Genomic DNA, 6588 nt, shown 5'->3' with positions numbered 1-6588 from the left:
AGGCGGTGGCGCGCGCATGCCGCCGCCTGCCGCCGCGCCTGCGGCGCCGCCGGCTGCGCGCCCGCCCTCGACCCAGCCTCTGCGTCCGCCGGGTCCGCCCGCGATGGTGTCGCGGCCAGCGCCCGCGCCGGCCGCCGCGCCGGCCCCGTCGCCACGGCACGATGCCATGGCATCCGGCGATGCCAGCCCGGGCGACGATGTGCCGCCGTGGCAAAACGCGGGCAGCAGTGACGTTCCGCCGTGGGAGGATCTCCCGCCGGACCTGCCCATGATCGGACCGTATGACAGCGATCCCGAGCCGATGCCCTCGCGCCAGCCCGCGCCTGCCGCCGGCGCACCGGCCCAGGCTGCGCCGGCCGAGCCCGCCGAACCCGTGCGGATCACGCCGGCCAAGCCGCCGGTGGCAGGCGAGGATGGCACGCCGCCGGTATTTACCGGTGCCTGGCCGGCACTGGCTGCCAGCCTGCCGCTCAAGGGCCTGGCCCAGCAGCTGGCTTACCAGAGTGAGCTCGTGCAGGTCGTGGGCCGTACCTTCCACCTGCGCGCCCCGGTAGCGCCCATTACCGAAGCCGGCGTCGTCGAACGCCTGCAGCAGACGCTGGCCGAACATCTCGGCACCGACGTGCGGGTACAGTGCGAGATCGGCGCGGTGGCCGATACCGCCGCTGCCGCGGATGCCCTGGCCCGCGCCGGGCGCCAGCGCGAAGCCGAGGCCACGATCCAGGGAGATCCCTTCGTGCAGGGCTTGTTGCGCGAGTTTGGCGGCACGATCCTGGAGGGGTCGATCCAGCCGCGCGCCGCCTGATCGACTCTTATTTTTGCGGGGCTGCCGGCACCCATGACGCACGGCGGCCCGTCACTTCCATCCAATCGCTAATCAGGAGCACTCCATGATGAAGGGCCAACTGGCCGGGCTGATGAAGCAAGCCCAGCAGATGCAGGAAAACATGAAGAAGATGCAGGATCAGCTCGCGCTGATCGAGGTCGAGGGCCAGTCCGGCGCCGGCCTGGTCAAGGTGACCATGACCTGCAAGAACGACGTCAAGCGCGTGTCCATCGACCCCAGCCTGCTGGCCGAGGGCGAGGACAAGGAATTGCTGGAAGACCTGGTCGCGGCTGCCTTCAACGACGCCGTGCGCAAGGCCGAGGCCACGTCGCAGGAGAAGATGGGTTCGATGACTTCCGGCCTGCCGCTGCCCCCGGGCTTCAAGCTGCCGTTCTGAGCCTGCCACGGAACTCGCGCATGATCCTCGAATCCGCAGTGCTGCCGGTGCGCCCGGGCCAGGAAGCCGCCTCCCCACCGTGCTGCATCACATGCCGGTGGTGAGCATGGCCGCCCCGGCGCTGGGAGGCGCAGCATGAAGGGCGCTCCCCCGAACTCGCTGCAGGCGCTGATCGAGGCGCTGCGGGTGCTGCCCGGCGTGGGCCCGAAATCGGCCCAGCGCATGGCTTACCACCTGCTGCAGCACGACCGCGAGGGCGCCCGCAAGCTGGGCGACGCCTTGCGCGGCGCCGCCGACGGCATCAAGCATTGCTCGCGCTGCAATACCTTCACCGAGCAGGAAATCTGCTCGACCTGCCTGGACGACCGGCGCGATGCCGCGCTGCTGTGCGTGGTGGAAACCCCGTCCGACCAGATCATGATCGAGCAGACGCTGACCTATCGCGGCAAGTATTTCGTGCTGATGGGCCGGCTCTCGCCGCTCGACGGCATCGGCCCGCGGGAGATCCACCTTGACCGGCTGCTGGCGCGCGCCACCGATCCCGCCATGGGCGGTCCGGTCTCCGAGGTGATCGTTGCCACCAATTTCACCAGCGAAGGCGAGGCCACCGCGCACTATGTCGGCGAGATGCTGAAAGCGCGCGGGATCAAGGTGTCGCGCCTGGCGCGCGGCGTACCGGTGGGCGGCGAGCTCGAATACGTCGATGCCGGCACCATTGCCCGCGCGGTGATGGACCGGCGCGCGCTCTAGCCGTGGCGGACCGCACCCGGCATCCGTCCGTGCGCCTGATAGCAACCGCATGAACCTCGCCCGTTTCGACCTCGTCACGCTCGGCCTGTTCGTCGCCGTGGCGCGCCAGGGCAGTATCTCCGCCGGCGCGCGCCAGTCCCACCTGGCGGTGGCCGCGGCCAGCAAGCGCATCTCGGATCTGGAGGCGGCGGTGGGCGCGCCGCTGTTCTTCCGCCACGCAGCCGGGGTGCAGCTGACCGAGGCCGGGCAGGCCTGCTTCCACCATGCGCTCACTATCCTGCAGGACGTCGAACGCATGGCCGGCGTGATGTCGGACTACGCCAGCGGCGTGCGCGGGCAGGTGCGCGTGTGCGCCAATACCTCGGCCATCACGCAGTTCCTGCCCGACGACCTGGCGACCTTCATGGCGCTGCATCCCACCATCCGCATCGAGCTGGAGGAGCAGAACAGCAGCGAGATCGTCGCCGCGCTGGTGGAGAACCGCGCCGACGTGGGCATTTTTGCCGACCGCACGCCCAGCGCCGGCCTGGTCACGGTCGAGTACCGGCAGGACGAACTGGTGCTGGTCACGCCGCCGGGCCATCCGCTCTCGGAGCGCGGGCCGGTGCGCTATGCGGACACCCTCGAATACGACTTCGTCAGCCTGCCGCAGGTCACCTCGCTGGCGGCCCGCCTGCTGGAGGAGAGCAGCCGGCTGGACCGGCCGTTCCGGCTGCGTATCCAGGTGCGCAGCTTCGACGCCATGTGCCGCATGGTGATGGCGGGGCTGGGCGTGGGCGTGCTGCCGCGCATCGCTGCCGAGCCGCATGTGCTGTCGATGGGCTTGTCGCTGGTGGGGCTGCAGGATGCCTGGGCGCGCCGCTCGCTGCTCATCGGCATGCGCGACCCGGCGGGCCTGACGGTGTCGGCGCGCTTGCTCATCACGCACCTCTGCGGCGACCGCGCGCCGTTCTGAACCTGAACCCTTCGGGGCTTTCGCGTTCCGAGAAGGCCCGCTTCTCCGAATGCCGATTCCGCCAGGCAAGCGGCTGGGGCACACTGCGTCAAAACATGGCGTAGCGCACCAGAACGGCCGCACGCCTGCCGTAATCGACATCGCACGGAGACACCCCCAATATGGCGCGACAGATCCTCGAAGGCATTCGGGTCCTGGAACTCGGGCAACTGATTGCCGGCCCCTTCGCCGCCAAGACCCTCGCCGATTTCGGCGCCCACGTCGTGAAGGTGGAGCCGCCCGGACAGGGCGATCCCTTGCGCAAATGGCGCATGCTCTACGAGGACACCTCGGTCTGGTGGGAGGCGCAATCGCGCAACAAGCAGTCGATCTGCATCGACCTGCGCAATCCCGAAGGCCAGGCCGTGGTGCGCAAGCTCGCCGCCGAGGCCGACGTGCTGATCGAGAACTTCCGTCCCGGCACCATGGAGAAGTGGGGCCTGGACTATGAAACGCTGCGTGCCGGGAACCCCGGCCTGATCATGGTGCGCGTGTCCGGCTACGGCCAGACCGGTCCCAGGAAGGACGAGCCGGGCTTCGCGGCGGTCGCCGAGGCCATGGGCGGCCTGCGCTATCTTACCGGCGAGCCGGGACGTGCCCCGGTGCGCGCGGGCCTGTCGCTGGGCGATACCATTGCCGGCCTGCATGGCGCGCTGGGTGTGCTGCTGGCGCTCTACGAGCGCGATGCGCGCGGCGGCGAAGGGCAGGTGATCGATGTCGCGCTGTACGAGTCACTGTTCAACCTGAGCGAGAGCCTGCTGCCGGAGTACTCGGCCTTCGGCGCGGTGCGCCAGCCGGCCGGCGGCGCCTTGCCCGGCATCGCGCCGTCCAACGCCTATCCGTGCGCCAGCGGTGAATACGTGCTGGTGGCCGCCAACGGCGATGCCATCTTCAAGCGGCTGATGCATGCCATCGGTCGCGCCGACCTCGCTGATGATCCGGCGCTCGCGCGCAACGACGGCCGCGTCAAGCGCGTCGAGGAGATCGACGCGGCGATCACGGCGTGGACGCGTACGCAAAGCGTGGAAGACGCGCTGGCGGTGCTCAAGCAGGCCGAAGTGCCATCCGGCCGCATCTATACCGTCAAGGACATCGCCGAGGATCCTCACTACCGCGCGCGCGGCGTGATCGAGAGCGTGACAGCCGCCAGCGGCCTGACGGTCGAGGTGCCCGGCATCATGCCGAAGCTCTCGGCAAGCCCTGGCGCCATTCACGATCGCGCCCCCACGCTGGGCGAGCATACCGACAGCGTATTGGAGGCAGCCGGCTTCGACGCCGCCACCATCGCCGAACTGCGCGCACGCGGGGTGGTCGCATGAGCGCCGCAGCTTCCGCCCATTCGCGTGGGCCCGCCCGCATCGAGATCAACGAAGTGGCGCCGCGCGACGGCCTGCAGATCGAACCCGTGGTGGTGCCCACGGACGCCAAGGTCGCCTTCCTGGACGCCTTGTCCGCTTGTGGCTTCGCCCGCATCGAGGCCACTTCCTTCACCTCGGCCAAGGCCATCCCCGCGCTGGCTGATGCCGAGGCCGTGATGCACCGCATGCAGCGCCCCGCGGGCGTGCGCTTTACCGTTCTGGTGCCCAACCTGCGCGGCCTGGAGCGCGCGCTGTCGTGCCGCCCGGACGAACTCAACCTGGTGATGTCCGCCAGCGAGACGCATAACCGGGCCAACCTGCGCATGACGCGCGCCCAGTCGCAGGTCCAGTTGCTGGCGATGATAGAGGCGGCGGGCGCGGCCGGCGTGCCGGTCAATGTGTCGCTATCGACGGTGTTCGGCTGCCCCTTCGAGGGCGAGGTCGATCCCGATGCCGTGATGGCGCTGGCCGAATCGTTCGCCAACGCCGGCGCGGCCGGCATCACGCTATGCGATACCACCGGCATGGCCTATCCGAACCAGGTCGCCGCGCTGTGCGAGCGCTTCCAGCAAAGCCTGCCGCAAGCCGGCCTGACCATCCACCTGCACAACACCCGCGGCATGGGCCTGGCGAACGCGCTGGCCGCATGGCAAACGGGCGTGACACGCTTCGACGCCGCCGCCGGCGGCCTGGGCGGCTGCCCGTACGCGCCCGGCGCAAGCGGCAATGTCAGCACCGAGGAGCTGGTGCATATGTTCGAGGCGATGGGCGTGGATACCGGCGTGGACCTGGGGCGACTGCTCGACGTGGTGGCCGGGCTGCCGGCGCTGATCCAGCGCGATACCGCCAGCCAGCTGCTGCGCGCGGGCCCGCGCCTGCGCACGCATCAGCCACCGGCCTGGCTGGCCGGGCATTTCGCCGGGCAGGACTGACGCCGCACGGCCTTACCGAATCCCGAAGAGCGCGTGCGCACCGCGCGGCGAGGGCCGGCGCGGGCGCCGTACAAGACCAAGACCAAGATCAACAAGCACCAAGCAGGAGACACGCCATGCCTCACATCCCGGCAATTGCCAGCGCACGTCCGCATTCCTCCCTGTCCGCAGCGGCTTCGCGCCGCAAGATGTTCGCCGTCGCCGCTGCTCTGGCCGCCGCCGGCCTGAGCGGTGCGCCGGCCTGGGCGCAGGACGGCGCCTATCCCACCCGGCCGGTCACGCTGGTGGTTTCCGCCGCCGCCGGCGGCACCACCGACCTGGCCGCGCGCATGATCGCCGAGCCGCTGTCCAAGGCTCTCGGCCAGCCGGTGGTAGTGGACAACCGGCCCGGTGGTTCCGGCGGCATTGCCGCGCAGACCGTGGCGCGCGCCAAGCCGGACGGCTACACGCTGATGGTGCAGTACTCCGGCTACCAGGTCATCACGCCGCTGCTGACCAAGACCGCGTGGGACCCGGTGAAGGACTTCACGCCCGTCGCCAACCTGCTGTCGGCGCCGCAGGTGCTGGTGGTGCGCCCGAGCCTGCCGGTCAAGACGCTCAAGGAACTGGTGGCCTATGCCAAGGCCAATCCCAACAAGCTCAACTACGCATCGTCGGGCAACGGTTCGCTGCAGCACGTCTCCACCGAGTTGCTGAACCAGATGGCCGGCATCCAGATCACCCATGTTCCCTACAAGGGCACCGGCCCTGCCATGACCGACCTGCTGGGCGGCTCGGTCGATCTCACCATCACCACGCCGCCGCCGTTGATGGGCCATATCCAGGGTGGCAAGCTGCGCCCGCTGGTGGTGACCAGCAAGCAGCGCCTGCCGAGCCTGAAGGACGTGCCGTCCGCGCCGGAAGCCGGCTACCCCGACCTCGATGTGTCTTCCTGGTTCGCCATGTACGCGCCCGCCGGCACGCCCAAGCCGATCATCGACAAGCTCGCCGGCGAGATCGAGCGCATCATGCAGACCGATGCCTTCCGCAAGAAGGCCGAGGAACTCGGCGCCGAGGCCAGGTTCATGGGGCCGCAGCAACTCGCCACGTATCAGCGCAACGAGCTGGCGCGCTGGGGCAAGGTCATCAAGTCGGCCGATATCCACGCCGAATGAGGCGCGCGGTTCGGCTCGGCCAGAAAGGCGGTCGAAAGGCGTGGCCTGTATCTTTCATGCCGGGGCGGGCTGGCGCGGGATAGGTGTTGGTCCCGATGCGGCCGCGCGAGGCATCGGCTAGCATCGCAACTTGCCGCTTCGCGGCACCACGGTGAACGTGGCACGGCGTTAGCGCGA

At 69.6% G+C, this 6588-nt stretch carries 7 protein-coding genes; all 7 read left to right on the top strand.

Annotated elements, in window-relative coordinates; all coding sequences use genetic code 11:
* A partial coding sequence (locus tag AC1DQ3_RS33005; RefSeq protein WP_477124314.1) for a DNA polymerase III subunit gamma/tau C-terminal domain-containing protein occupies window positions 1–805 on the top strand: 805 nt, incomplete at its 5' end.
* An 85-nt stretch (window positions 806–890) separates the two neighbouring features.
* Window positions 891–1223 carry a YbaB/EbfC family nucleoid-associated protein gene (locus tag AC1DQ3_RS33000; protein ID WP_477124313.1) on the top strand — a complete coding sequence of 111 codons (333 nt, stop codon included), beginning with the start codon at window positions 891–893 and terminating at the stop codon, window positions 1221–1223.
* A gap of 135 nt (window positions 1224–1358) precedes the next feature.
* Window positions 1359–1973 (top strand): recombination mediator RecR, encoded by a 615-nt coding sequence (gene recR / locus AC1DQ3_RS32995; protein WP_477124312.1) that lies wholly within the window; start codon window positions 1359–1361, stop codon window positions 1971–1973.
* 49 nt (window positions 1974–2022) lie between these two features.
* Window positions 2023–2928, top strand: coding sequence for a LysR family transcriptional regulator (locus tag AC1DQ3_RS32990; protein WP_477124311.1), 906 nt, complete (start codon window positions 2023–2025; stop codon window positions 2926–2928).
* Between the two features lie 161 nt (window positions 2929–3089).
* A complete protein-coding gene (locus AC1DQ3_RS32985; protein WP_477124310.1) occupies window positions 3090–4286 on the top strand; it encodes a CaiB/BaiF CoA transferase family protein in 1197 nt (398 codons plus the stop codon).
* The gene (locus tag AC1DQ3_RS32980) at window positions 4283–5257 is read left to right on the top strand and encodes a hydroxymethylglutaryl-CoA lyase (protein WP_477124309.1); all 975 of its coding nucleotides are present in this window, start codon (window positions 4283–4285) and stop codon (window positions 5255–5257) included. The genes AC1DQ3_RS32985 and AC1DQ3_RS32980 overlap by 4 nt, the downstream gene beginning before the upstream one ends.
* Before the next feature lie 188 nt (window positions 5258–5445).
* The gene (locus tag AC1DQ3_RS32975; protein WP_477124316.1) at window positions 5446–6411 is read left to right on the top strand and encodes a Bug family tripartite tricarboxylate transporter substrate binding protein; all 966 of its coding nucleotides are present in this window, start codon (window positions 5446–5448) and stop codon (window positions 6409–6411) included.
* Window positions 6412–6588: the final 177 nt, after the last annotated feature.

The sequence above is a fragment of the Cupriavidus sp. 01T418 genome (assembly GCF_056398885.1).
The sequence above is the reverse complement of the archived record's forward strand: the minus strand, read 5'-3'. Positions and strand labels throughout refer to the sequence as shown.

Bases quoted from the DNA above. Each gene is read 5' to 3' on its own strand.
- AC1DQ3_RS32980 (WP_477124309.1), top strand. From the start codon at position 4,283: ATGAGCGCCGCAGCTTCCGCCCATTCGCGTGGGCCCGCCCGCATCGAG.
- recR (WP_477124312.1), top strand. From the start codon at position 1,359: ATGAAGGGCGCTCCCCCGAACTCGCTGCAGGCGCTGATCGAGGCGCTG.
- AC1DQ3_RS32985 (WP_477124310.1), top strand. From the start codon at position 3,090: ATGGCGCGACAGATCCTCGAAGGCATTCGGGTCCTGGAACTCGGGCAA.
- AC1DQ3_RS32990 (WP_477124311.1), top strand. From the start codon at position 2,023: ATGAACCTCGCCCGTTTCGACCTCGTCACGCTCGGCCTGTTCGTCGCC.
- AC1DQ3_RS33000 (WP_477124313.1), top strand. From the start codon at position 891: ATGATGAAGGGCCAACTGGCCGGGCTGATGAAGCAAGCCCAGCAGATG.
- AC1DQ3_RS32975 (WP_477124316.1), top strand. From the start codon at position 5,446: ATGTTCGCCGTCGCCGCTGCTCTGGCCGCCGCCGGCCTGAGCGGTGCG.